Here is a 23835-nt window from a genome sequence, read left to right on the forward strand (position 1 = left end):
TCAGCGGGCCTTACACCAGGCGCGGGTTTACTTTTTCCGGATCGACATTCAGCTTCTTGATCGCTTCGGCGACCTCACTGGCATCGATCACGCCCTGCTTGGCCAGGCCGGTGAGCGCGGCGATGGTCACGTAGTTGCGATCCACTTCGAAGAAACGACGCAGCTGCTCGCGGCTGTCACTGCGGCCGAAGCCATCGGTGCCCAGAGCAACCATGTCGCCGCCGATAAACTCACGCAGCGGTTCCACGTAGGAACGGATGTAGTCGGTGGAAATAATCACCGGAGTTTCATTGCCCTCGAACTGCTCGCTGATCCACGCTTTGCGCGGCTCTTCGGTCGGGTGCAACATGTTCCAGCGCGCCACATCCTGTCCCTCGCGGGCCGCCTCAGTGGCAGAAGTCAGGTTCCAAACGTCAGAGGTCACACCGAACTGGTCGGCAAGAATATCTGCCGCTGCGAGCACTTCGCGCAGGATGGAACCGGCGCCCACCAGCTGCACGTGCTTCTTGGCCGCCTTGCCTTTGCCCGCTTTTCTGGAGTTGCTGTCCAGCTTGTAAATACCGCGGATGATGCCTTCCTCGACACCCTGCGGCATTTCCGGCTGCAGATAGTTTTCGTTCTCGATGGTGACGTAGTAGAAGAGGTTCTTCTGCTCTTCGTACATCTCCTTGAGGCCCTGGCGCAGGATCACGGCCAAGTCGTAACCGTAGGCCGGGTCGTAGCTCTTACAGTTGGGGATGGTGGCAGACAGTACATGGCTGTGGCCATCCTGGTGCTGCAGGCCTTCACCGTTCAGCGTGGTACGGCCGGCGGTGGCACCGATCAGGAAGCCGCGCGCCTGCATGTCGCCCGCCGCCCAGGCCAGATCGCCGATGCGCTGGAAGCCGAACATGGAGTAGTAGATGTAGAACGGCACCATGGGGACGCCATGGTTGCTGTAGGCAGTGGCAAGGGCCATCCACGCGGACATGGCGCCCGCCTCGTTGATACCCTCTTCCAGTACCTGGCCTTTCTTGTCTTCCTTGTAATACATGATCTGGCCGTGATCGACCGGAGTGTATTTCTGCCCCTGGGAGGAGTAGATCCCCAGCTGACGGAACAGGCCTTCCATACCGAAGGTACGGGCTTCGTCGGGCACGATCGGCGCAACGTTCTGGCCCATCTTCTTGTCTTTCACCAGCACGGACAACGCGCGAACGAACGCCATGGTGGTGGAAATTTCGCGGTCGCCAGAGCCCTTGGTCAGCGCGCTGAACGCATCCAGCTCCGGGATCTCCAGCTTTTCCACCTCGGTCAGACGAGACGGCACCGGGCCACCCAGCGCCTTGCGACGCTCGGCCATGTATTTCATTTCCGGGCTATCCGGAGACGGGCGGTAATACGGAACTTCCTCGATTTCCTTGTCGGTAATCGGGATCGCGAAGCGGTCGCGGAAACGCTTCAGCGCTTCGGTGTCCATCTTCTTGACGTTGTGGGTATCCATCGCCGCTTCGCCGGCAGCACCCAGGCCGTAGCCTTTGACGGTCTGCGCCAGGATCACGGTGGGCTTGCCCTTGCTCGCCATCGCCTCGGCGTAGGCCGCGTACACCTTGTAGGGGTCGTGGCCACCGCGGTTCAGCTTCATGATCTCGTCGTCGGACATGTCCTTGACCATCTCGAGCAGCTCCGGGTACTTGCCGAAGAAATGCTCGCGGGTGTAGGCGCCGCCGTTGGCCTTGAAGTTCTGCATCTCGCCATCGACCACTTCGTCCATGACTTTCTGCAGCAGGCCCTTGTCGTCCTTTTCCAGCAGCGGATCCCACAGGCGACCCCACAGAACCTTGATCACGTTCCAGCCGGCACCACGGAACACGCCTTCCAGTTCCTGCACGATCTTGCCATTGCCGCGCACCGGGCCATCCAGGCGCTGCAGATTACAGTTGACCACGAATACCAGGTTTTCCAGATTCTCGCGGCCAGCCATGGAAATAGCGCCCAGAGTTTCCGGCTCATCACACTCGCCGTCACCGAGGAACGCCCAGACCTTGCGATCGCCGCGCGGAGACAGGCCACGGGCAGACAGGTAGCGCATGATATGCGCCTGGTAGATCGCCTGAATCGGGCCCAGGCCCATGGAGACGGTCGGGAACTGCCAGTAGTCCGGCATCAACCACGGGTGCGGATAGGAGGACAGGCCTTTACCGTTTACTTCGCGACGGAAGTTGTCCAGCTGATCCTCGTCGAAGCGGCCTTCCAGATAAGAACGGGCATAGATGCCCGGCGCGCTGTGGCCCTGGAAGAAAATCAGGTCGCCGCGCTCTTCACCTTCATTACCACGGAAGAAGTAGTTGAAAGCAACGTCGTACAGGGTTGCGGCCGAGGAGAAGCTCGCGATATGGCCACCCAGGCTGTCACTGTTGGAATTGGCACGAACCACCATCGCCAGTGCGTTCCAGCGGATCAGGGAGCGGATACGACGCTCCATGAACAGGTCGCCGGGCATACGCTTTTCCGCCTGCGGCGGAATGGTATTGCGATAGGGGGTAGTGATGGCCGCCGGCAGCTCGACGCCAATGTTGGTGGCGCGATCGGATAGCTGCTTCAGCAGGAACGCAGCGCGTTCTTTTCCGCTGTGGCGGATAACCGCCTGCAGCGCATCCAGCCATTCCTGCGTTTCCTGAATGTCGGTTTCTTCGTGCATCAAGTGCTCCTCGGCGATTTAGCGACGTCGAGTCGTTGAATTCAATTCAAATTTTGGCAATCGGGCAAAGTACAGCGCAGGCAGAAAATTGCTCCCTTTTTTGGTATTTCCCGCCAATTTACCGCCCAGCTTGGCGTAAATGCGGCCACTGCAGTAATACACTGCCGCGGAGGCGATCGGGGGAGGAATTGGCTATCTGCCGCCGGTAATTCTGCTGTTACTACGAGTCCGGGCGAGGCGACGATCAACGTTGATCAGAGTGGCCGCCCGGTCGCTCAGGGACCAAAGCGGGGGCGATTGTAGTATTACTACACGCCTTTTTCCAGATAGGACATTTAGTAACAATTAAAACCATTTTCGCCAACAAATATAGGCCAATCACTGCAAAAAACGGAGGATTTTGCGGGAAAAGGCCGGAATTGAATTACATAATTGAGTCTGAAAATTGAATTCTGGTCACAGGCTGATGGCCAGATCGCCGGGGAGAGATTCTGCATAGACCACGTAGCGCAGCGGACCGCCCGCATCCACGGCATCGAAGGGATAGCAGGTAACGAGAAGCAGGCCCGACTCTGCCAATATCGGCAGCTGCTCGCGCTCACTGTCCACGATCCGCGCACCCACCACGCGATAGCTGTGCCAGCGTCCACTGATATCCTGCAGGGCAACGACCGCCCCGGATTCGAGGTTACCCAGGGTACCGAAGTGCGTATCCCGGTGTGCGGCGATGACAGTGGTGCGGGGCACACCATCATCACCGGGAAGCCAAGAGCCCTCCACCAATCCCGGGCCGAAGGCGAGAGCCTGGCCGCTGCTTCCAGCCAGCACAATCAGAGGCTTTTCACCCGGAAGTCGTAATCTCGCCACCGGCCGGGTATCGGCCCAGGACCAGGGCTTTTGCTCCGCTCCCGTGGTTATCCGCTTCTGCCAGGCGCTCGCGATCAGGTGTTGCGCCAGGTGCGCCTTGGCCAGTAACCAGCCTGCACCACTCAACTGCCAGACTCCTGCCGCCAGCAGCACAGCGGCTATTCCACTCCGCCAGTTCATTTCAACACCAGTAGCTGGCGCTCCCGCAGAGAGCAGGTGCGCCGCGGCATCGGCAGCAGTCGCCGCAGCGTACGCCTGAATTCCCTGCGCAACCGTGCCCCACTGCAGCGCCCCCTGCGCATCAGGCCACCGAGCCCCAGTAGCGCCGCAGCAGCAATGAGCTGCCCGTAGAGGCCCGCCGCCGTACGCGGATAAGCCTGGCGCTGCAGTATCTGGCCGCGGGGAACCATGTTTGGCACCGGGGTCTTGGCAAAATCCTCATTTCGCGTCCGGGCCACCACTTCCTCCACGGCGACAAAGCTCGTGTAAGGGCTCACCAGCTGATGAGCCAGCGCCAGCCCCAGAATCTCACTCCGCAATGCGGTACCGGCTTCACTCTGCTCACCGGACTGCAACTGTTGATCCCGTAGCTCCGCAATCCTGGCTCGCGCCCACACACTGCCAATCCCGGCACTTTTTCCCGTGGCGCCGCCATTCAGCATCAGCCTTTGCACAAACTGCTTCCCGGCCAGGCGCCCCCGCAGCTGCACTTCGCCGCCCAGGTCACCTTGCACCTCTGCCACCAGCTGTAGCGGCTCGCCCCGGTAGAGATCGGGAATACGCTTGGGATAGGCATCAACAACCAGCCCCTTGGGCCACTGCAACTGCAGGTCAGTAGCCAGCGGATTTTCCAGCCTGGCAAAGAGTGCCTGCATGCGCTCCTGGACTTCGCCCAGATCGCCAATGGTCACAGAGGAGCCACGCCCGAACTGTGCTGCTTTTTGCATGAAATGACTGTTCGGCGCCGAGCCAATACCGACGGTAAACAGGCGCGCATCCCCCAGCGATTGCTGTATCAATTCAAACAGGCCCCGCTCATTACCGACCGCGCCATCGGTGATAAATACCACCTGATGCACCAGACTGTCGGCACCGGGCATCTGCTGGCCCAGCGCCAGGCGCAGAGCCGGTGCCATCTCGGTACCACCATTCGCCTGCAGCCCCTCCACCTGGGCACGAGCAAGGACAATGTTGCCATCATCAGCTGCAACCGGACGCGGGAAAAGCGCCCTTGTCGCGCTGTTGAATTCGATTACATTAAAGCGGTCGGTTGGCTGCAGGCGCGACAGGGCCAGCTGCAGACTCTCCTTGGCCTGGCGGATGGAGTTGCCCCCCATGGAACCTGAGGTGTCAATCACGTAGACCACCTCCCGCGGAAGGCGCCGAACATTGCTCTTAACATCCGGCGGCAACAAAAGAAGCTGCAAGTACGTCCCCCCGGTTTTAGAGTCCGCCGCCTCAGGTACCCGTTCAGAAAAAAGTGCTGCCCGCGGCATCGACGATGGACGTGGACGCCAGTAGAGGGCGAAATCCCGGTCCATCGCGACATCGCCATCACGCAGCCGGATCGAGTAGCGCCCCTCCGCCTGCATTTTCATATCAATGTCGTGATAAGGGCTGGAGATATCCGCCAGTGGTAATCCCGCCTCGAGCTCCACCTCCACGGAGATTCTGTGGCTGCCCGCGGCTGACAGTTCGCCGGCGGGAACCATAAATGGTGTGATCTTGTGCGCGTCCGGCACCTGGTCTGTCGGCAATGCCCACCCGCTACTACCGGTAGACAGCACCATTGCTTCATCACCGTGCGTCTCGTCCAGCCCATTTGTTTTTTCCAGCCCGCCGGGTGTCGCCACCGCCCCCGGGATATAGCGTGGCGTCAGTGTCGTGGGAAGGCGCAGGCTGAAGGTACCGCTGGCGTAGTTGAGCGGTTCCAGGTAACGGATCTCCACCAGTACGGTTTCACCGGGAGCAATATTCGCAACCCTGCTGGTAAAAAGGTTCGGGCGTTGCTGCTCCAGTAGTGCTGCCCGCTTGCCGGCGGCGCGGGCAGCCCGGTAGACCTTGGCCGCCTCCGTGCGCTCTCGGACTTTTCCGACAATGCGCCGCTCACCAATCTGGATTTCCAGTCCATTGACAGCAGCCCGATCCGGCAGGGGCAGCACATAGACAGCCTCCCTCCAGTCGTCACTGCGATTGACAAACTCCTGCTGCAGCTGCACTTCCACCAGCAGGCCCCGCACGCGAATGCGGGCCCGGCTGGCCAGGTGCACGGCTGGCATGTAGCTGCCTTGTTCAGTGCCGGTAAACAGCAGATCACCGCTCTTCACATCGTTGAGACCAATGGCTTGCTCAGCGCGTGCACCCACTGCAGCAACAAACATCGTCAGCAGCGCAGCTGCCAATAACAACCAGCGCCGCCGATGCTTGCTGCGGTAGCGGCGTCGGTAGTATTCGTTAGTGGGTAGCAGCAGGTATTCGCGGGGAACCCGCTGGCCGGAAAAGAGCGCCCTGTTCACTTTTGTCTCCAGTCTCGATTTCAACTGGAGCCATTAAACTGGGGCAATCTGGCAGCACGTGGGAGGAAAAAAGGCAGAAGAGCCAAAGATTATGGCGAAATATGGCAAGCCCCCGACCCGGTATGAGGGATCCAACTAGACTGTGTCTACACGGTTTTCAGCAATGGATTTTCATCGTGAATATTGAACAGCATTCCTCCACCGGCAAATGGGTAGTGAGTGCCCTCACCGCTATGCTTCTCGGATTCACCAGCCTTTACCTGTCTGCACAATCCTGGCCAAATCCCGATGACGCGAGGGAGATCGGCAAGGACGCCTACATCTACGGCCTGCCGATCGTGATGAATTACGCGGTCATGTACGAATACGCCATCGATCGCGACTCCGGTCAGTTCAAGGCCCCATTCAATACTCTGAAGAATGAGTCGAATGTGTACACCTACAAGGACACGGCGGTGGTCACCCCAAACAGCGACACGCCCTATTCCTTCGTATGGATGGACCTGCGCGCCGAGCCCATGGTGATCTCGGTACCCGCTATCGAGAAGAAGCGCTACTACTCGATCCAGCTGGTCGACGGTAATACCTACAATTACGGCTACATCGGCAGCCGCACCACGGGTAATGATGCCGGTAAATTCATGGTCGTGGGACCGGACTGGGAGGGAGAGACGCCCGAGGGCATCGACAAGGTGTTCCGATCATCCACCGACTTTTCCATTGCTATCTTCCGCACGCAGCTGTTCGACGCGGAAGATATCGACAATGTCAGGAAGGTGCAGTCGGGATACCGGGCCCAGCCTCTTTCCGCCTTTCTCGGCAAACCAGCACCTGCACAGGCAGCCAAGGTAGCGTTTCCAAACATCGACAAGAAATTGATGCAGGAGAACTTCTTCGAATATCTCGACTTTGCCCTTCAGTTTGCACCTGCGGGAAAGTATGAGAAGGAAATCCGCTCCAGGCTTGCACGCATTGGCATCGGTCCCGACAAAAAATTCGATTTCAGTGATATGCCGCCGGCTCAACGTAAGGCTGCAGCGGAAGGGATAAAGCTCGGACAGGCCAGCATCGAAAGTGCCGTCGCCAATATAGGCAACAAAGTCAATGGCTGGTCCATCAGTTCCGCATTCGGTGACCAGGATTTTTACCGCGGCAACTGGCCGCTACGGGCGGCTGCGGCTTCTGCAGGGATCTATGGCAATGACGCAGTCGAGGCCACCTACCCCATGACGAGGAGCGATGGGGCCGGCAAACCACTGGACGGTAGCAAACACAATTACACCCTGACCTTCCCCAAAGGCGCATTGCCCCCTGTCAATGCATTCTGGTCCGTTACCATGTATGACGGCGAAACGCAGTTACTGATCGAGAACCCTATCAAACGCTATCTGATCAATTCCACCATGCTGCCGGACATGAAGGAAAATACGGATGGTTCCCTCACCATCTATATCCAGAAAGAGTCCCCTGGTAAGGAGCTGGAATCCAACTGGCTGCCGGCACCAGACGGCCCGATCTACCTGGCCATGCGTCTTTACTGGCCGAAGAAAGACCCTCCATCGGTGCTGCCGCCGGGCAAGGGCAGCTGGAAGCCTCCTGCCATTCAGATGTCAAAGTAGCCTGGAATGCTATTTCCTTCCCTAAAAACTGAAAAACCGGCGCAAGCGCCGGTTTTTCAGTTTTTGATCTTAACTTCAGACTCGTTATCAGTCGACCAGACCGTAATCCCGTTTCAGTACTTCGAGCAGCTCGGCTTTCGGGTTGTCGGAAATATTCAGCTTGTGGCCGACGATCCTCTCTGCGATCGCAATATAGGTCTCGGACAGGTCCATCAGCATAGAGGCAGGGAGCTCATTGTCACGAGCCAGCGCCTCGCGCTCTTCCATGCGGTCCTTGTTGAGGAGGATATCCGGATCCGGGAAATAGCTGAGCAGCGCCTGGCGGAATCCTTCTTTGGATTTTTCCACCACCTCACCATTCCGGTAAGCCTCACCATCCCAGATCCGCGAGGAGTCGGGGGTACCAACCTCGTCCATATAGATCAGCTTTTCTTCACCTTTATTATCGGTGACATAACCAAACTCGAACTTGGTGTCGACGAAAATCTGGTCCAGCTGGGCCAGCTCGCCGGAAATCAGATCAAAGCCCTCTTTCAGCAGTTTTTCATAGAGGTCGATATCCCCTTTGCTACTGAAATTGAAAGCCTCGAAGTTATTCTCAAGATCCGCCCGCGTGACATTAACGTCATCCGCCTCCGGCACGCCGGGGATGCCCCGGAGAATGCCCTTGGTGGAGGGGGTGATCAGCAGTTCGGGCAGTTTCTGGTCCTTGTCCAACCCATCGGGGAGCTGGATACCGCAGAACTCCCGTTCACCCTTGCTGTAGGCGCGCCACATGGAGCCGGTGATGTACTGGCGAGCAATGGCCTCGACCATGACCGGGCGCGCCTTCTGTACGATCCAGACCAGCGGATGGGGGATATCCAGGATATGGCTTTCGGCCAGGCCATTTTCACGGAACAGCTTGAACCAGTGGTTGGCGATGGTGTTCAACGCGGCGCCCTTGCCCGGCACACCCTGCATACCGCCCTCGCCCCGCCAGATGCAGTCAAAAGCGGAGATACGGTCGGAAATCACCATCACGGCCAGCGGTGCATCCTCGGCCACCGGGTAACCCTTCTCCCGGATCAGGCGCCGGCTGTCCGCCTCGGTCAGCCAGTAGACAGAGCGTACCTTACCGCTGTGGATCGGCTTGTCGGTACGAATTGGCAAATCGTTGTTAACCGCCAGTACTTTGTCAGCAAGGCTCATGGGTGTGGTCCTGTGAGGTTCAGCTGTAATCGCGACGCGAACAGCAGATATATTGCCCGCGTAGCCGGGAAAAGAAGCGCGGGATTCTAGCAGAGCCCCGCTGGGGCAGACAGAGGCCCTGCGGGAAGAATAGCCTCTGCCCTAGCGGCTCTCATCACTCTCCAGCGGTGACGCCATGCCCCGCTCGATGGCTTCCCGGGCCTGCCATTCCGCCTGGTGCTCACTGGTCGGCCAGGCATTCATGATCGCCTTCAGCAGGGTCGCCAGTGGAATGGCAAAGAAGACACCCCAGAAGCCCCAGATTCCACCGAATACCAGTACCGCCATGATGATTGCCACCGGATGCAGGTTCACCGCTTCAGAAAACAGCAGCGGTACCAGTACGTTGCCGTCCAGCAACTGGATAAATCCATAGGCAAGCATCAGGTACAGGAACTCACTGCTCCAGCCCCACTGGAACAGGCCGATGGCCGCCACTGGAATGGTCACCACTGCAGCGCCGATATAGGGAATAAGAACACTGAGCCCCACAGCCACCGCCAGCAACAGCGCGTAGTTGACTCCCAGGATCAGGAATACGGCATAGCTCACCACCGCCACGATGGCGATCTCAATCACCTTGCCGCGCACATAGTTAGCAACCTGGTCATTCATTTCGTACCAGATCTGCCGCAGCATGGGCCGATGGTGAGGAAGAAACGACGTGCACCAGTTGATCAGCTTGTCGGTGTCCTTGAGGAAAAAGAACACCAGGATCGGCACCACCACCACGTAGATCAGGAACGCAGCCAGAATCGGCAGGTTGGTCAGGGAAAAGGTCAGCAGAGTCTGGCCCACTGTCCCGAGCTCATTGCCGATCGTATTGAAGATCTCGTCGATCTGGGCAGCCGAGATCAGCCGCGGGAAGCGCTCGGGGAGCAGGAGCAGCAGCTGCTGGCCCTGCTCCACCATGTTGGGCAGCTCGGCAAACAGGCGCACCAGCTGACGCCAGATCAACGGCAGGACCACCAGCAGCAGGGCTACCGTCGTACCCACCAGCACCAGGCAGGCAACAGTCACCGCTAACCAATGGGGCAGTTTCCAGGACACCAGCCTCTGCACCATCCCCTGCAGCAGGAAGGCGATGATCAGTGCTGCCAGCACCGGCGCCAGCACCTGGCCGAGGGTGGCCAGCACTACCAGCGCCACCAGCATCAGGATGGTCAGCAGTACCACCTCTTCCTGGCTGAAGTATCGGTTGACCCAATGTTTGACGATGTCGAGCATAACTTCCGCGTTCTCGCCTGTTATTCGCTGGCCCTGAGCCAGTAGCAGTAATGGTCTTCGCGCTCTTCCGCCCGTACCAGCTGTGTGCCGCTCAGACGGGCAAAACTGTGAAAATCTCGCCAGGAGCCCGGGTCTGTAGCCAGTACCTCGAGCAGGGTTCCCGGCGCTTGCGCCCGCAGGGCGCGGCGCATCAGTAACAGCGGCTGCGGGCAGGGTAACTGTCGCGCATCCACAGTGACGTCCGCACTCAAGACGCCAGCACGGGGCTGGACTGAAACTCGCTCTGGATGATTGGTCATAAACACTCCGGTGCGGCGGATTATAGCGCGACTGCCGCGTGAAAATCGCTGCTGCCGTCGCATTGCGGAGCCGCGCCCCACTCCAATTCTGAGAACCTTTTCCCGGCGTACTGGTCAAAACCTCGACAGTCCCGCGAGGTTGCGTATAAAGTGTTGTTGGACCAGCCTCAGAACCACTGACCGAGCAGTACACGTGATGCGCAACAGTCCCAACCGCCCCCACCGGCACTCGTTCCGACGCTCTCTGCGCCAGATTGTTCAATCGACCCTGGCTTCAGTGGGCTTCGGGTTGTTGGTGGGTACCGCGCCATTGGCGGCCATTGCTGACGATAACCAGATCCGGCTACCTGAACTTGGCGACTCCAGCAGCGGTCTGGTCTCGCGCGCTCGGGAAAAAGAGCTGGGCCAGATGTGGCTGCGGATGTTCCGCAGCCAGGTGCGTACCTCCAACGATGCCCTGCTGCAGCAATACGTCGAAAACACTCTCAAGGGCCTCGCCCAGCATTCGCCACTGGAAGACAAGTCTCTCGATGTGGTGGTGGTAAAGAATGACACCATGAACGCCTTCGCCGTGCCCGGTGGTGTGGTGGGCGTTCATACCGGGCTGTTCCTATTTGCGGAAAACGAAGACCAGTTCGCCTCAGTACTGGCGCACGAATTGGCTCACCTCAGCCAGCGTCACTACGCCCGTACCCTCGAAGCCCAGCGCAACAGCGCCCTGCCGACACTGGCCGGCATGCTGGGCGCCCTGGTTCTGGCCGCGACTGCCGGTGGAGACGCCGGCATTGCCGCCATGACCGCGACCCAGGCCGCGGCCCTCGACAACCAACTGCGCTTTTCGCGCCAGAATGAACAGGAAGCGGACCGCGTTGGCATCGAGACACTGGCCAAGGCCGGGAAAGACCCGGAAGCAGCCGGCGAGATGTTCGAGCAGATGCTGAAGGCCACCCGCTATTACCGGCGCCCGCCCGAGTTCCTACTGACCCACCCAGTGACTGAAAAGCGGATCGCGGACGCGAAGCTACGTGCCAACCGCATGCCGGAAGTGAAGCCCTCCGACAGCCGTGAATACCACCTGATGCGGGCGCGTATCCGTGTGGCCGCCGAACCGACACCGCAACAGGCCGTCAAGCGCTTCCAGGCGGAGCTGCGCGGCATCAATGACAATGAGGATGCCGCCCGCTACGGCCTGGCACTGGCCCAGGTAGGCGCCGGCAAGCCGGATTCGGCACTGGACACCCTGCAACCCCTGCTGGATCGCGAGCCCAACAAAGCGGCCTTCGTGCTGGCTCGGGCGGATATCGACCTGGCCCGGGAAGATTACACCAGCGCTACTCGCCGCCTGGACACCGCCCTGAAGCGCAGCCCCGGTGACCACGCGCTGACCATGGGACTGGCTAACGCCCACTTCAAGGCCGGTAATTATCTGGCCGCGGAACGTATCCTGGAAAAACACAGCCGCCTGCGCCGCAAGGACCCGACCGTCTGGTATCTGCTCGCTGAAACCCACGGCCTGGCTGGCGATATCGTCGGCGTACACGAGGCCCGCGCGGAGTACTACATCCTTAACGGTGTATTCGACAAGGCAGCCCAGCACCTGCGACACGGGGTGCGTCTCGCCAGCAACGACTACCAGACCCACGCCATCCTGCAACAGCGCCTGCGGGACGTGCTCAAAATGCAGCAGGACGCCAAGGAGCTGTAAACTGCATCCCCAGCCGAAATGAAAATGGCCGGCAAATTGCCGGCCATTTTTTTGTCAAAGCAGAAATCGCAGCAAGTCAGTCCAGCGGCTTGCGGAAGTCCAGCATCCGCTGCAGGGGCTTCATGGCCCGCTTGCCCAGCTCCGGGTCCACCAGGATCTCGTTGTCGCCGCGCTCCAGCACACCGCACAGGTTTTCCAGTGAGTTCATCGCCATCCACGGACAATTGGCACAACTTCGGCATGTGGCCCCGGCACCAGCGGTGGGGGCAATAATCAACTCCTTGTCCGGGCACTGCTGCTGCATCTTGTAAAAGATGCCCTGATCCGTGGCAACGATGAAACGCTTCTCGGGACGGGTCTTGGCTGCATTGATGATCTGTGAAGTGGAGCCCACCACATCGGCCAGCTCGACCACTGCCGCGGGGGACTCCGGGTGTACCAGTACCACTGCATCCGGGTACAGGGCCTTCAGATCCGCCACCCCTTTTGCCTTGAACTCCTCATGCACGATACAGGAGCCATTCCAGAGCAACACGTCGGCACCGGTCTCCCGCTGCACGTAGCTGCCCAGATGCTTGTCGGGCGCCCAGAGAATCTTCTCGCCTTTGGCGTCCAGGTAATCGACCACATCCAGCGCAATACTGGAAGTCACGACCCAGTCAGCCCGGGCCTTCACCGCGGCAGAGGTATTGGCATAGACCACCACTGTGCGATCCGGGTGCGCATCGCAGAAAGCGGAGAACTCCTCCGGCGGACAGCCCAGGTCGAGGGAGCAGGTGGCCTCCAGTGTCGGCATCAGCACGCGCTTGCTGGGGGTCAGAATCTTGGCCGTCTCGCCCATGAACTTCACCCCGGCAACGATCAGCGTGTCAGCCGGATGCTCGGCGCCGAAACGGGCCATCTCGAGGGAGTCGGAGACACAGCCACCGGTTTCCTCTGCCAGCGCCTGGATCAGGGGATCCGTGTAGTAGTGAGCCACCAGAACCGCATTCTGCTCCACCAGCAGCTGCTTGATGCGGTCACGCCAGTGCTGCAGCTCCTCTTCGCTGTACTGGTGCGCGCCGGGCTCCGCCAGGTGCTCCTGCACCAGCGACCGGGCATCGAGGGGTTCTGCGGGGATCAGTTTCTGACTCATGACTACCTGTTAACAGCAGAAAAACGGGCATTATAACGCGGACGCAATTCCGGCACTCTCCCGCCACCGCTCTCCATTCTAGTGTGACGACGATCCGCCCAGGGGCAGAAAACCGGCGGCAAGGATCTGGCCCGGATTACGGGCAAAAAAAAGGGCCGCTTTCGGCGGCCCTCTCGGAAGATGGTGGGTCGTGCTGGATTCGAACCAGCGACCAATTGGTTAAAAGCCAACTGCTCTACCAACTGAGCTAACGACCCGAAAGCGGTGCGTATCTTACTGATCTGTGACAGAAAAACAATGTATTCTGTCCAGCTGCCGAGCGCGAGTCACCGGCTCTGGCAACAAAAAGGGCCACCTTTTGGCGGCCCCTCGAAAAATATGGTGGGTCGTGCTGGATTCGAACCAGCGACCAATTGGTTAAAAGCCAACTGCTCTACCAACTGAGCTAACGACCCTTAGTTCTCTCAACGGGCGGTGCCTCGTTGTGAGGAGCTGCGTATCTTACGGATCTATTTCCGAAAAACAATACCTGATCGCAAAAAATTCCCTGAGATTTGAAGGGCTTACGCCCTGGGAACTGACTACCCTCAGGTGCCGCGATAGACCGTCGGGTCCGCCAGGCCCGCCTCAGCGAAACCCGCAGCCCGCAGGCGGCAGCTGTCACAGCGGCCACAAGCGGCCCCACCCTCATCTGCCTGGTAACAGGACACAGTTAAACTGTAGTCCACTCCCAGCTCGGTTCCCCGGCGAACAATGTCCGCCTTACTCATCTCCATCAGCGGCGCTCGGATATGGAGCCGCTGCCCCTCCACCCCGGCGCGGGTGGCCAGGTTGGCCATGCGCTCGAAAGCCTCGATATATTCGGGACGGCAATCGGGGTAGCCGGAATAGTCCACCGCGTTGACCCCCACGAAAATATCCTGCGCGCCGAGCACCTCGGCCCAGCCAAGGGCAATGGAGAGGAAAACGGTGTTGCGGGCGGGCACATAAGTGACAGGGATCCCGCCGGGCTCATCCTCTGGTACTGCGATGTTTTCATCAGTCAGAGCTGAGCCGCCAATGGAACGGAGGTCTAGCTGCACCACCTTGTGCTCGACCGCACCGCCGGCTGTGGCCACCCGCTGAGCTGCCGCCAATTCCGAACGGTGACGCTGGCCATAATCAAAGCCCAGCGCATAGCATTCATAACCCTGTTCCTGGGCCATGGCGAGGACAGTTGCCGAGTCCAACCCCCCGGACAGAAGCACCACGGCTTTCTTTGCTGTCATTGCATATCCCCTATTGCGATCTGAGGGTGCGGCAGTCACACCCCGGGAATGTCACCCCACAAAAGTTTGTGCGTCTGTAATTGCATACGCACGAGCAGGCCGTCTTCCAGGATCCACTCTGCCAACTGCCGGGCTTCCAGCTGTTCATAGCTGGGGGAGAAAAGCACTTCCCCGACACGCTCGGTGAGACTGTACTGATCCACGGTAAAGCGGGCCCATTCGTAATCGCCCCGGTCGCAGATCACGAACTTGACCTGATCGTGCTCAGTCAGCGCCGCGATGTTTTCCAGCCGGTTGCGGTGTTGCTCACCGGACGCCGGGGTCTTGAGGTCCACGACGCGGGAAACCCTCGGATCCACGGCCTCGACAGGCATGGCACCACTCGTTTCCAGCGAAACCCGGTATCCGGCATCGCAGAGCGCAACCAGTAATGGCAGACAGTTGGGCTGCGCCAACGGCTCACCACCGGTGACACAGACGTAACGGGCCGGATAGCTGCGGACCTTATCGAGTATCGCCGCCAGCGTCATGCGCTCGCCGCCGTAAAAGGCGTACTCGGAATCACAGTAAGTGCAACGCAGCGGGCATCCCGTCAGGCGCACGAATACCGTGGGCAGACCGGAGTCCCGGGCCTCGCCCTGCAGGCTGTAGAAAATCTCGCTGATGCGGAGGGACTCCGCGGTCAAGTCAGTCATGCTCACCACAAATAAAAACGCCCGGACGGGTCACACCGTCCGGGCGCGCGATCATAGAGCTTTCGTGCTCAAAAAACCAGCGGTGGCGCCGGGCTCAGAAGTTCTCCTCGAGATACTTCTTGGCCAGATCGGAGGCGCGGGCATCGCTGCCGGCGACCTGTTGCAGCAGATCACGGGCGCGCTGATCATCACCCAGCTGGTGGTAGACCGTACCGAGCTTGTAGCGGCCATCCCAGACTTTGGAGGAGTTGGGGTAACCATCCAACAGTGCCACGAACCACTGCCGGGCCTCTTCCAGATTCCCCTGCACCAGCGCGATCTCGCCAAGCCAGTAATTGGCATTGGGCGCGTACTGGCCGTTGGGGAAATCGTTCAGCAGGCGTTTGAACTCGGCGCTGGCGCCATCGTAGTCACCGTTGCGGGCGAGTCCGAAGCTGGCCTGGTAGCGCTCGCTCTCATCGGCACTGGCGGCAGGTGCTGAGGGAGTCTGGGTCTGAGCGGCAGCACCGGCATCACCGATATCCCCGCCCTCGGTGTCACCACCATTTGCGGGTGCACCCTTAGGCGCCTCGCCGCTCAGGCGGGAGATGCGCCGATCCAGGTCCATGTAGTCGTCGGTGCGCTGCTGCTTGAGGCGCTTGACCTCATGGCGCAATTCCTCGACGGCTCCGCGCAGCTCCAATACCTCCTGCTGCAGTACCTGCATCTGGTAGTAGGCATCAGCCTGGGCATTGCCCTGCTGGCGAGACGGCTGCGAGCCGGCACGGGCGAGCTGGTTCTCGGCCAGGGAGGACTCCGAATATGGAGGCTGCGGATATGCGGGCGCCGACTGCGTGTTCTGGCCGGCGTTATTACCGGACAGGTCCACAATCGGCGCCTGCGAGAATACTGGCGACGCCGCAGCCATAACGGCTGCGGCGATCGCGACTTTTCCTAGGGATAAAGCCATTGGCAAAGTGCGATTACTTAACGATTACGACGCGACGGTTCTGTGCGCGGGCGCTATCGTTAGAGCCCGGTACAGCCGGACGCTCTTCGCCGTAGCTGATCACTTCCAGGGTAGCAGCGTCTACGCCCTGCAGTACCAGGAAGTCGCGAACGGCGTTGGCACGACGCTCACCCAGAGCCAGGTTGTACTCACGAGTACCCAGCTCGTCAGCGTGACCTTCCAGACGAACGCTGGTGCCAGTGCCACGCAGACGATCAGCGTGCTGGATCAGCAGTTCGCGGGTGTCACCGCGCAGCAGGGACTTGTCAAAGTCGAAGTAAACGACGTTGTCCAGGGGAATCGCAGTTTCCTGGGCCGGGGCTTCAACTACCGGCTCCTGAGTCTGCTCTACCATCTGCTGCTGAGCAGTGTCGTCGGTGTCAGTGCTGGAACAACCAGCCAGTACTACCATCGCGCAAGCCAGGCCGAGGCCGGTTTTTACTGATTTAAACATAAGCAACTCCGCTTTTTGTGTTATCGAGAAATCCTGAAAGGCTTCTTCTATAGCTTTATTTAGCTCTTAGACTACGTTACCCGCGGCCCACCACAGAGCAGTGAGACGGGCACCCCAAATCAATCAAAGTAAGGCGACCAGGCCGGTTCACGAACATCGCCCACTTGGGATGGAAGGTTGTACTTCACCCCAGCATCTAGCGATACCGCTGCCAGTATGCCCTGATCCCCCCGCTTGGTGGCGTACATCAGCATGGCACCGTTAGGCGCTATGCTGGGGGATTCGTCCAGAGTCGTCTCCGTGAGGAGGCGCATCTGGCCAGTCCTGATGTCCATCGTAGCAATCGTGAACACCCCCCTGCTCCGGTGCACCATGACCAGCGTCTTCCCGTCGGGCGACACACGCGACCTCGCGTTGTAGTCGCCGTCGAAGGTTAAGCGGTCTACTTGACCGGTGGCAAGGGTCAATTGGTAAATTTGTGGCTTACCTCCCCTATCGGAAGTGAAAACCAACGATTTACCGTCCGGCATCCAGTTCGGCTCAGTGTCAATGGCAAAGTGCCGAGTCATCCGTGTGAAGCGCCCCGTATTGAGATCCAACACGTAGATCTCCGGATTGCCGTCCTTGGAGAGCACCATTGCCATTTTGGTTCCATCCGGCGACCAAGTCGGGGAACTATTGATTCCCTTGAAGTTGGTCAACTGCTGGCGGGCACCTGTACGCAGGTTCTCGCGGAAGATGGCCGGGCGACCGGTCTCGAAGGAGACATAGGCCACTTCCTGCCCATCCGGAGACCAGTTCGGGGACATCACCGGCTGGGTGAACCGCCGGATGCTCCGCGAACGGGCGCCATCGATGTCCGCCCGCATCAGCTCGTATGAGGGACGACCACCGCGAGTGCTCTCACGCACGTAGATCATCTCGGTATCGAAGGCACCGCGGATACCGGTGATCGCCTCGAAGATCTCGTCTGCCGCCCGGTGGGCGATGTCCCGCAACTGCTGTTGGCCACCGCTCACCTGCTTGGTGAACATCTTGCTCTGACCAAAGACATTGGTCAGATCAAATGTCAGCAGGTAGCCGTTGGCCTGGGGTTCGATACGTCCAGTGACAACATACTCGGTACCGAGGATGCGCCAGTCCCGGAAGACCACCTCATCCGGAGCCTTGGGGAAGGACAGCATGTCCTCCTTGGGCACCGGTGCGAACAGGCCACTACGGCGCAGGTCCGCAGAGATGATGTCCGAGACATCTTCCGACAGGACACCACCGCCAGACCAGCCGAACGGTGACACCGCAATCGGCGTTGGGTCCGGGTTGCCCCGGGTGATCTCCACCACCATCTGTGCCTGAGCCGATATGGCCAGCAGGCAGTTGACGGTTATCAGAGACAACAGGATCTTCAGTTTGTTCATCATTGGCGCAGGCCTTCAACTCTGAATATCAATTGTGTGTTGCGTACTTCGCGCTCGAACATGGCGGGCTCCTCGCGGGCCAGCTCCGCCACCTCAGGGAACACCTCCACCTTGCGCACGGCATTGAGCACCGAGCGGTCCAGCGCGGCGTTCCCGCTGCTCTTTGTGATGTTAGCGGCCACGACGCGGCCGGTCGGCACAAAGCTGATGCTCACCTCGGTGACCATTCCGTTGCGGGCGCTGGGCGGCTGGCTCCAGGCCTGCTCAATGCGCTGCTGAATGGCCTGGGCCACCGACATCACCGCCTGGGAACTCTCCCGGGCGTCGAGCAGTTCTTCCTCTTCCTCAAGCGCCTCTTCAAAAGCGCTCTGGCGCTCTTGCTCAAGCTGCTGTTCCTTGCGCTCTTTTTCCTTGCGCTCTTTTTCCTTGCGGGCCTTCTCTTCCGCCGCCTTGCGCTTGCGATCGGCCTCAGCCTTCTTGCGCTTCTCCGCTTCCTGTTTCTTCTTGCGCTCCAGCGCCGCCCGGCGCTCCTGCTCGGCCTTCGCTTCTCGCTGGCGCTTCAGCTCCTGCTGCTGGCGCTGCTTGATCAGGTCGACCTTGGGCGGAGCCGTCTTTTTCTTGACCGTTGCCTCCATGGTCACCAGCTTCGCCTGCACGAAGTTGGGCACCATCTTGCGCGGCGGTTCCTGAGTGGCCTCCCAGCCAAAAGCCAGCACACCGATCAGCAGCGCGTGCAGCACGACGCTGACAATGACCGGCAATGCATACGAACTGGCGTTATTCATAATGGGTTGAGGCCATCCTTACTGCTGCGGCGGCTCGGTGACGAGACCGACACTGGGAGCACCAGCCTGCTGCAGCTGCGTCATGGCACCAACGATCAGGCCATACTTGGCGTCAGTGTCACCCCAGACCAGCACCGGCGTCTTGGGCTTCTGCCGCAGCACCTTGGCCACAGTCTCGCGGATCTCCTCCATGGGCTTGGCCACCTGCTCATCGTCACCCAGATTCAGGTAATAGGTGCCATCGGCCCGCACCGAGACGATCAGCGGCTCATCATCCGTATCCTCCATCGGCGAAGATGGAGCATCCGGCAGATCAACTTTCACTCCCTGCATCAGCAGCGGTGCCGTGACCATGAATACGATCAGCAGCACCAGCATCACGTCAATGTAGGGGACGACATTGATCTCGGAGACCAGTTTGCGCTTGCCGCCCTTGCGAAAAACACTCATGACAATCGTCCGCTGGTGTTAACTGGAGTGCACCTTGCGGTGCAGGATGGAGGAAAACTCCTCGGCGAATGTCTCGTAGCTGGACAGCAGCGTTTCCGCCTTCGCGGAATAGCGGTTGTAAGCCATCACTGCCGGAATCGCGGCAAACAGGCCCATTGCGGTCGCGACCAGGGCCTCACTGATACCCGGCGCCACGGTGGCGATGGTGGCCTGATGCATGGTGGCCAGGCCACGGAAGGAGTTCATGATCCCCCATACGGTGCCAAACAGGCCGATATAGGGGCTCACGGAGCCGACACTGGCCAGGAACGGCAGGTTCATCTCGACCTTTTCCTGCTCCCGGGACATGGCGACGCGCATGGCACGCTCAGTGCCCTCCATCACCGCCTCGGGACTGCTGCGACCCTGCTGACGCAAGCGGGTAAACTCGGTGAAGCCGGCGCGGAACAGGGACTCGACACCGTCCACCTTGCCCTTCTCGGCGCGGGCATTGCCCTCGCGGAACAGCTGGTTCAGGTCGGCCCCAGACCAGAAGCGACGTTCGAAGCTGTTTAGGCCGCGCTTGGCCCGGGAGAGGTAGAGGCCGCGCTGAATGATCATGACCCAGGAGATTACCGAGGCCAGAAGCAGGATCAGCATCACCAGCTGCACCAGCAGACTGGCGTTCTGGATCAGCCCCCACAGGGAAAGTTGTTCACCGGCGTTCATTGTTGAATTGCTGCCTTTAATGCTGAATAGATTGAATCTGGTAGCGCACAGGGCTTGCGGCTGTCATCTGCCACGCAGGCGACTTTGACCACACCCTGACAAATAATTTCACTGCCACGGAAAATTTTTTGTTCGAAGGTCACCGCGGCACGACCCAGTTTGCCAATCGCCGCCGTGGCCCTCAAGGCGTCGTCCAGCAGCGCCGAACGCCGGTACTGGACTTCTGCGGAGTGCACCACCAGGAGCAGGCCCTGCTGCGGCATGGCGGGCTTATCATATCCGAGCGCACGAACGAATTCTGTGCGCGCGCGCTCCATATACTTCAAATAATTGACGTAGTAGACGATTCCACCGGCATCCGTGTCCTCGATGTAGACCCGGATCGGGATACTGAAAGGCTCTGTCACCCCGGTTCCTTATTGTTATCGGTTTGGGCGCCCCCGGGCGCCCTGTCATTTCTCTGGTTGCGGCATACCGAAATGCTCGTAGGCCAGCGCGGTCACCACCCGGCCCCGCGGCGTACGTGCCAGGTAACCCTGCTGAATCAGATAAGGCTCCAGCACGTCCTCGATGGTATCCCGCTCTTCACTGATCGCGGCCGCCAGACTGTCGATACCCACGGGTCCGCCACCAAACTTCTCGATCATGGCCAGCAACATGCGGCGGTCCAGCTGGTCGAATCCGCGTCCATCCACATTGAGCATATTGAGGGCCGCATCGGCGATCTCTGCATCCACCGTGCCGTTGCCCTTCACTTCGGCAAAATCCCGCACCCGGCGCAGCAGGCGGTTGGCGATACGCGGGGTGCCGCGGGCGCGGCGTGCCACCTCGCGGGCGCCGCCCTCGTCCATCTCCACCCCCATCAGGCCGGCGGAGCGGCGCACGATACTGGTGAGGTCCTCGACGTTGTAGAACTCGAGACGCTGCACGATACCGAATCGATCGCGCAGGGGCGAGGTGAGCAGACCGGCACGGGTGGTTGCGCCCACCAGCGTGAACGGTGGCAGATCCAGCTTGATCGAGCGGGCGGCTGGGCCCTCCCCGATCATGATATCCAGCTGGTAATCCTCCATCGCCGGATACAGCACCTCTTCCACGTGAGGGCTGAGGCGGTGGATCTCGTCGATGAACAATACGTCGCCGGGCTCCAGGTTGGTCATCAGCGCCGCCAGGTCCCCGGCCTTTTCCAGCACCGGGCCGGAGGTGGTCTTGATGGCCACCCCCATTTCCGCAGCGATGATATTGGCCAGGGTGGTCTTACCCAGCCCCGGCGGACCAAACACCAGGGTGTGATCCAGAGCCTCATCCCGCAGCCTGGCTGCCTGGATAAAGATCTCCATTTGCTCGCGCACCACCGGCTGACCCACATAGTCGGCCAGGGTCTTGGGGCGCACGGCGCGGTCATACTGTTCTTCCTGGCCGCTGGGACCGATGGGCTCGGGAGCGATCAGGCGGTCGGCTTCGATCACGGCAGCGCTCTCCCGCTAGTAATATTGAAGAAAGAAGTCACGCGCTTCATGCGGGCACCATACCCTTCAGTGCCAGGCGAATCAGGGTCGCGCTGTCGGCATCCGGCTGCTCCTTGCTGGCACGGGCCACCATCTTGCTGGCCTCAGTGGGCTTGTAGCCAAGGGCCGCCAGGGCACTCTCTGCCTCACCGACGTGATCGACTTTGGGTGCCCCAGCCGTCATCAACGGGATATCGTTGGCATCACCCAGATCCGGGGCCAGCTTGTCACGCAGCTCGATGATCAACCGCTCCGCAGTCTTCTTGCCGACACCCGGCACCTTGACCAGGGCGCCCACATTGTCTTCCGCCACACAGCGGGACAGGGCCTTGCCATCCAGGCCGGAGAGGATGGCCAGGGCCATCTTGGGCCCGACACCATTGACCTTGATCAGCGTCCGGAACAGCTGGCGGTCGGACTCGCGAATAAAGCCGAACAGCTGCTGCGCTGTCTCGGACACCGAAAGATGGGTATACAGCTGGACTTCCTGGCCGAGTGGCGGCAACTCAAAGACGGTGGTCATCGGTGCGAGCACCTCGTAGCCCACCCCCTGAACATCCACCAGCAACTGCGGCGGCTGAATTGCGGCTAAGGTGCCGCGGAGTCTTCCGATCATTGGATTCTGTTCCCCCTCAGGAAATCGTCAGGCGGCCACGGCGAAAGCGGCTGCGCCCGCTACCCGCAGTCTGCATCAGGGTCTGCATGGTGTGCATATGGCAGAGTGCCACGGCGAGGGCATCGGCGGCGTCCTCCTGCGGCGCGGCCGGCAGGCGCAGCAGCGTCTTGACCATGTGCTGCACCTGCAGCTTGTCCGCCGCCCCATTGCCCACCACCGCCTGCTTGACCTTGCGCGCTTCGTACTCCGCCACCGGCAGCCCCGCATGGGTGCCGGCCACGATCGCCGCACCGCGGGCCTGACCCAGCTTGAGCGCCGAGCCGGCGCTTTTGGACATGAACACGCTCTCCACCGCCATATGCTCCGGCTGGTACTGGCTGGCAATCTGGCTGACGGCGTCAAAGATCAGCTTGAGGCGTTCGGGAAGAGGATCATCCGGGATGCGCACCACACCACTGGCCACATAAACCGCCCCGCCCCGCTGGATATCGATCAATCCGTAACCGGTTTTTCTCGAGCCGGGGTCGATACCCAATATCCGGGTCAAGGGCTGCTCCCTGTATGTTTATATAGTGGCGGGAAGTTTCCCAAGGCGGGCGGGAGGCGTCAAGGGACGGCCTGCGCCGCCCCGGCGGGCGTTACTGCTCTTTCTTTGTGACGTAGAGCACCAGGCTGTGGCCGGTCAGCTCGTAGCCGTGCTCCTCGGCAATCTGGTGCTGGAGCTTTTCGATCTGTTCGTTGTGGAACTCGATCACTTCACCGGTATCGGTGCAGACCATATGATCGTGGTGATCACCGCGGTCCAACTCGAACACGGAATGGCCGCCATCGAAGTTGTGGCGGATCACCAGGCCGGCGCTCTCAAACTGGGTCAGCACCCGGTATACGGTAGCCAGGCCCACATCTTCACCGGCCTCCAGCAACATTTTGTACACGTCTTCTGCACTCAGGTGCTGCTCGCTGGCACTCTCCAGCAGTTGCAGAATCTTTACTCGCGGCAGGGTTACCTTGAGGCCCGCCTTGCGCAGCTCCTGGTTTTCATTTGGCATGGATAGGATTTCCCGACTGAATTCTCGTTGCTCTTCTCGTGACATTGCCGCACTGACAGGGGCGCGGGGCATTCCGGGGAAGCCTCCGCCATGTCTGTCAGCGCGCCTGCTCTTCGGTTATTATCCACGCCCAGTGGACACAGCGGAACCCCGCCCCAGCCAGATGGGGCCACAACCGGAACTTTCGCCCCCCCGGACCGCTCTCAGAGATCGGTGTACCGGACCGGTGCGACGCGGCCGCTGCAAGACAAAAGATAACGGAGCACTGAATGCCCTCTTTCGCAAAATTTATCGCCATCGCCAGCCTCGGCGCCCTCCTCAGCGCCTGCAGCCTGTTTGAATTCCCCGGTGTGCACCGGATTGAGGTGCAGCAGGGCAATATCGTGACTCAGGAGATGGTGGATCAGCTGAAACCGGGCATGACCCGTCGCCAGGTGCGCTTCGTGCTGGGCACCCCCCTGGTTGAGGACACCTTCAAGCCCAACCGCTGGGACTACATCAATCGCGTGCGCGACCCGGAGGGCGAGGTCACCCAGAAGCGCTTCACCGTCTACTTCAACGGCGACATTTTGATCGCCACCAGCGGCGATTGGCAGCCGACCGGCTGGCCCTGAGCCTCCG

At 60.2% G+C, this 23835-nt stretch carries 23 protein-coding genes and 2 tRNA genes; 3 read left to right on the forward strand and 22 right to left on the reverse strand.

The window, feature by feature from the left end; genetic code table 11:
- Nucleotides 1-10: 10 nt before the first annotated feature.
- The 3 genes from aceE to AUP74_RS00845 all read right to left on the reverse strand — a co-directional run bounded on the left by aceE (nt 11) and on the right by AUP74_RS00845 (nt 6063).
- Complete coding sequence (gene aceE, locus AUP74_RS00835) at nt 11-2680, reverse strand: pyruvate dehydrogenase (acetyl-transferring), homodimeric type (RefSeq protein ID WP_069945895.1); 2670 nt, start codon at nt 2678-2680, stop codon at nt 11-13.
- A gap of 456 nt (nt 2681-3136) precedes the next feature.
- Nucleotides 3137-3727: a class GN sortase gene (locus AUP74_RS00840; RefSeq protein ID WP_083260734.1), complete on the reverse strand. Its 591-nt coding sequence runs from the start codon at nt 3725-3727 to the stop codon at nt 3137-3139.
- Complete coding sequence (locus AUP74_RS00845) at nt 3724-6063, reverse strand: marine proteobacterial sortase target protein (protein WP_069945896.1); 2340 nt, start codon at nt 6061-6063, stop codon at nt 3724-3726. Before AUP74_RS00845 ends, AUP74_RS00840 begins: the two co-directional genes overlap by 4 nt.
- Before the next feature lie 176 nt (nt 6064-6239).
- On the opposite strand from AUP74_RS00845, the gene AUP74_RS00850 reads away from it, so the two are divergent.
- Nucleotides 6240-7682 carry a DUF1254 domain-containing protein gene (locus AUP74_RS00850; RefSeq protein ID WP_226999851.1) on the forward strand — a complete coding sequence of 481 codons (1443 nt, stop codon included), beginning with the start codon at nt 6240-6242 and terminating at the stop codon, nt 7680-7682.
- Between the two features lie 87 nt (nt 7683-7769).
- On the opposite strand, the gene AUP74_RS00855 is transcribed toward AUP74_RS00850, so the two are convergent.
- From AUP74_RS00855 to AUP74_RS00865, 3 genes are all read right to left on the reverse strand, one after another.
- Nucleotides 7770-8873 (reverse strand): phosphoribosylaminoimidazolesuccinocarboxamide synthase, encoded by a 1104-nt coding sequence (locus tag AUP74_RS00855; RefSeq protein WP_069945897.1) that lies wholly within the window; start codon nt 8871-8873, stop codon nt 7770-7772.
- Between the two features lie 141 nt (nt 8874-9014).
- Nucleotides 9015-10139, reverse strand: coding sequence for an AI-2E family transporter (locus tag AUP74_RS00860; protein ID WP_069945898.1), 1125 nt, complete (start codon nt 10137-10139; stop codon nt 9015-9017).
- Between the two features lie 20 nt (nt 10140-10159).
- Entirely contained in the window at nt 10160-10438 is a 279-nt protein-coding gene (locus AUP74_RS00865; protein ID WP_069945899.1) for a sulfurtransferase TusA family protein, read from the reverse strand.
- A 196-nt stretch (nt 10439-10634) separates the two neighbouring features.
- On the opposite strand from AUP74_RS00865, the gene AUP74_RS00870 reads away from it, so the two are divergent.
- Complete coding sequence (locus AUP74_RS00870; protein ID WP_069945900.1) at nt 10635-12143, forward strand: M48 family metalloprotease; 1509 nt, start codon at nt 10635-10637, stop codon at nt 12141-12143.
- A gap of 76 nt (nt 12144-12219) precedes the next feature.
- Here the strand turns inward: AUP74_RS00870 and nadA are convergent, their stop codons facing one another.
- The 16 genes from nadA to fur all read right to left on the reverse strand — a co-directional run bounded on the left by nadA (nt 12220) and on the right by fur (nt 23214).
- The gene (gene nadA / locus AUP74_RS00875; RefSeq protein WP_069945901.1) at nt 12220-13278 is read right to left on the reverse strand and encodes a quinolinate synthase NadA; all 1059 of its coding nucleotides are present in this window, start codon (nt 13276-13278) and stop codon (nt 12220-12222) included.
- Nucleotides 13279-13459: 181 nt separating this feature from the next.
- Nucleotides 13460-13535: transfer RNA gene (locus AUP74_RS00880), tRNA-Lys, on the reverse strand.
- A 122-nt stretch (nt 13536-13657) separates the two neighbouring features.
- Nucleotides 13658-13733 (reverse strand) — tRNA-Lys (locus AUP74_RS00885).
- 132 nt (nt 13734-13865) lie between these two features.
- Nucleotides 13866-14546: a 7-cyano-7-deazaguanine synthase QueC gene (gene queC, locus AUP74_RS00890; RefSeq protein ID WP_069945902.1), complete on the reverse strand. Its 681-nt coding sequence runs from the start codon at nt 14544-14546 to the stop codon at nt 13866-13868.
- A gap of 35 nt (nt 14547-14581) precedes the next feature.
- The gene (queE, locus tag AUP74_RS00895) at nt 14582-15241 is read right to left on the reverse strand and encodes a 7-carboxy-7-deazaguanine synthase QueE (protein ID WP_069945903.1); all 660 of its coding nucleotides are present in this window, start codon (nt 15239-15241) and stop codon (nt 14582-14584) included.
- Between the two features lie 94 nt (nt 15242-15335).
- Complete coding sequence (locus tag AUP74_RS00900; RefSeq protein WP_083260736.1) at nt 15336-16190, reverse strand: tetratricopeptide repeat protein; 855 nt, start codon at nt 16188-16190, stop codon at nt 15336-15338.
- A gap of 13 nt (nt 16191-16203) precedes the next feature.
- Nucleotides 16204-16683, reverse strand: a complete 480-nt coding sequence (locus tag AUP74_RS00905; protein WP_069945905.1) for an OmpA family protein — start codon at nt 16681-16683, stop codon at nt 16204-16206.
- 119 nt (nt 16684-16802) lie between these two features.
- Nucleotides 16803-18098 carry a Tol-Pal system beta propeller repeat protein TolB gene (gene tolB / locus AUP74_RS00910; protein ID WP_069945906.1) on the reverse strand — a complete coding sequence of 432 codons (1296 nt, stop codon included), beginning with the start codon at nt 18096-18098 and terminating at the stop codon, nt 16803-16805.
- Complete coding sequence (gene tolA / locus AUP74_RS00915) at nt 18098-18883, reverse strand: cell envelope integrity protein TolA (RefSeq protein ID WP_069945907.1); 786 nt, start codon at nt 18881-18883, stop codon at nt 18098-18100. The genes tolB and tolA overlap by 1 nt, the downstream gene beginning before the upstream one ends.
- An 18-nt stretch (nt 18884-18901) precedes the next feature.
- On the reverse strand, nt 18902-19333 hold the full coding sequence (gene tolR, locus AUP74_RS00920) for a protein TolR (protein ID WP_069945908.1): 432 nt from the start codon (nt 19331-19333) through the stop codon (nt 18902-18904).
- Between the two features lie 18 nt (nt 19334-19351).
- The gene (tolQ, locus tag AUP74_RS00925; RefSeq protein ID WP_069945909.1) at nt 19352-20041 is read right to left on the reverse strand and encodes a protein TolQ; all 690 of its coding nucleotides are present in this window, start codon (nt 20039-20041) and stop codon (nt 19352-19354) included.
- Nucleotides 20038-20448: a YbgC/FadM family acyl-CoA thioesterase gene (locus AUP74_RS00930; RefSeq protein ID WP_069945910.1), complete on the reverse strand. Its 411-nt coding sequence runs from the start codon at nt 20446-20448 to the stop codon at nt 20038-20040. The genes tolQ and AUP74_RS00930 overlap by 4 nt, the downstream gene beginning before the upstream one ends.
- 45 nt (nt 20449-20493) lie before the next feature.
- Nucleotides 20494-21510, reverse strand: a complete 1017-nt coding sequence (ruvB, locus tag AUP74_RS00935) for a Holliday junction branch migration DNA helicase RuvB (protein ID WP_069945911.1) — start codon at nt 21508-21510, stop codon at nt 20494-20496.
- A gap of 46 nt (nt 21511-21556) precedes the next feature.
- Nucleotides 21557-22165 carry a Holliday junction branch migration protein RuvA gene (gene ruvA / locus AUP74_RS00940; RefSeq protein ID WP_069945912.1) on the reverse strand — a complete coding sequence of 203 codons (609 nt, stop codon included), beginning with the start codon at nt 22163-22165 and terminating at the stop codon, nt 21557-21559.
- Between the two features lie 16 nt (nt 22166-22181).
- Nucleotides 22182-22712 carry a crossover junction endodeoxyribonuclease RuvC gene (gene ruvC, locus AUP74_RS00945; RefSeq protein ID WP_069945913.1) on the reverse strand — a complete coding sequence of 177 codons (531 nt, stop codon included), beginning with the start codon at nt 22710-22712 and terminating at the stop codon, nt 22182-22184.
- Between the two features lie 91 nt (nt 22713-22803).
- Nucleotides 22804-23214, reverse strand: a complete 411-nt coding sequence (gene fur / locus AUP74_RS00950; protein ID WP_069945914.1) for a ferric iron uptake transcriptional regulator — start codon at nt 23212-23214, stop codon at nt 22804-22806.
- A gap of 269 nt (nt 23215-23483) precedes the next feature.
- Here fur and AUP74_RS00955 point away from each other — a divergent pair, with 269 nt between their 5' ends.
- A complete protein-coding gene (locus AUP74_RS00955; RefSeq protein ID WP_069945915.1) occupies nt 23484-23828 on the forward strand; it encodes an outer membrane protein assembly factor BamE in 345 nt (114 codons plus the stop codon).
- The last annotated feature ends 7 nt before the right edge of the window (nt 23829-23835 follow it).

It is taken from the genome of Microbulbifer aggregans (assembly GCF_001750105.1).
GTDB classification, from domain to species: Bacteria; Pseudomonadota; Gammaproteobacteria; order Pseudomonadales; family Cellvibrionaceae; genus Microbulbifer; species Microbulbifer aggregans.

What these genes read in the sequence shown, in the direction of transcription:
- aceE (WP_069945895.1), bottom strand. Translation starts at nt 2,680, where the DNA reads ATGCACGAAGAAACCGACATTCAGGAAACGCAGGAATGGCTGGATGCG.
- AUP74_RS00840 (WP_083260734.1), bottom strand. Translation starts at nt 3,727, where the DNA reads ATGAACTGGCGGAGTGGAATAGCCGCTGTGCTGCTGGCGGCAGGAGTC.
- AUP74_RS00855 (WP_069945897.1), bottom strand. Translation starts at nt 8,873, where the DNA reads ATGAGCCTTGCTGACAAAGTACTGGCGGTTAACAACGATTTGCCAATT.
- AUP74_RS00860 (WP_069945898.1), bottom strand. Translation starts at nt 10,139, where the DNA reads ATGCTCGACATCGTCAAACATTGGGTCAACCGATACTTCAGCCAGGAA.
- AUP74_RS00865 (WP_069945899.1), bottom strand. Translation starts at nt 10,438, where the DNA reads ATGACCAATCATCCAGAGCGAGTTTCAGTCCAGCCCCGTGCTGGCGTC.
- AUP74_RS00870 (WP_069945900.1), top strand. Translation starts at nt 10,635, where the DNA reads ATGCGCAACAGTCCCAACCGCCCCCACCGGCACTCGTTCCGACGCTCT.
- nadA (WP_069945901.1), bottom strand. Translation starts at nt 13,278, where the DNA reads ATGAGTCAGAAACTGATCCCCGCAGAACCCCTCGATGCCCGGTCGCTG.
- queC (WP_069945902.1), bottom strand. Translation starts at nt 14,546, where the DNA reads ATGACAGCAAAGAAAGCCGTGGTGCTTCTGTCCGGGGGGTTGGACTCG.
- queE (WP_069945903.1), bottom strand. Translation starts at nt 15,241, where the DNA reads ATGACTGACTTGACCGCGGAGTCCCTCCGCATCAGCGAGATTTTCTAC.
- AUP74_RS00900 (WP_083260736.1), bottom strand. Translation starts at nt 16,190, where the DNA reads ATGGCTTTATCCCTAGGAAAAGTCGCGATCGCCGCAGCCGTTATGGCT.
- AUP74_RS00905 (WP_069945905.1), bottom strand. Translation starts at nt 16,683, where the DNA reads ATGTTTAAATCAGTAAAAACCGGCCTCGGCCTGGCTTGCGCGATGGTA.
- tolB (WP_069945906.1), bottom strand. Translation starts at nt 18,098, where the DNA reads ATGAACAAACTGAAGATCCTGTTGTCTCTGATAACCGTCAACTGCCTG.
- tolA (WP_069945907.1), bottom strand. Translation starts at nt 18,883, where the DNA reads ATGAATAACGCCAGTTCGTATGCATTGCCGGTCATTGTCAGCGTCGTG.
- tolR (WP_069945908.1), bottom strand. Translation starts at nt 19,333, where the DNA reads ATGAGTGTTTTTCGCAAGGGCGGCAAGCGCAAACTGGTCTCCGAGATC.
- tolQ (WP_069945909.1), bottom strand. Translation starts at nt 20,041, where the DNA reads ATGAACGCCGGTGAACAACTTTCCCTGTGGGGGCTGATCCAGAACGCC.
- ruvA (WP_069945912.1), bottom strand. Translation starts at nt 22,165, where the DNA reads ATGATCGGAAGACTCCGCGGCACCTTAGCCGCAATTCAGCCGCCGCAG.
- fur (WP_069945914.1), bottom strand. Translation starts at nt 23,214, where the DNA reads ATGCCAAATGAAAACCAGGAGCTGCGCAAGGCGGGCCTCAAGGTAACC.
- AUP74_RS00955 (WP_069945915.1), top strand. Translation starts at nt 23,484, where the DNA reads ATGCCCTCTTTCGCAAAATTTATCGCCATCGCCAGCCTCGGCGCCCTC.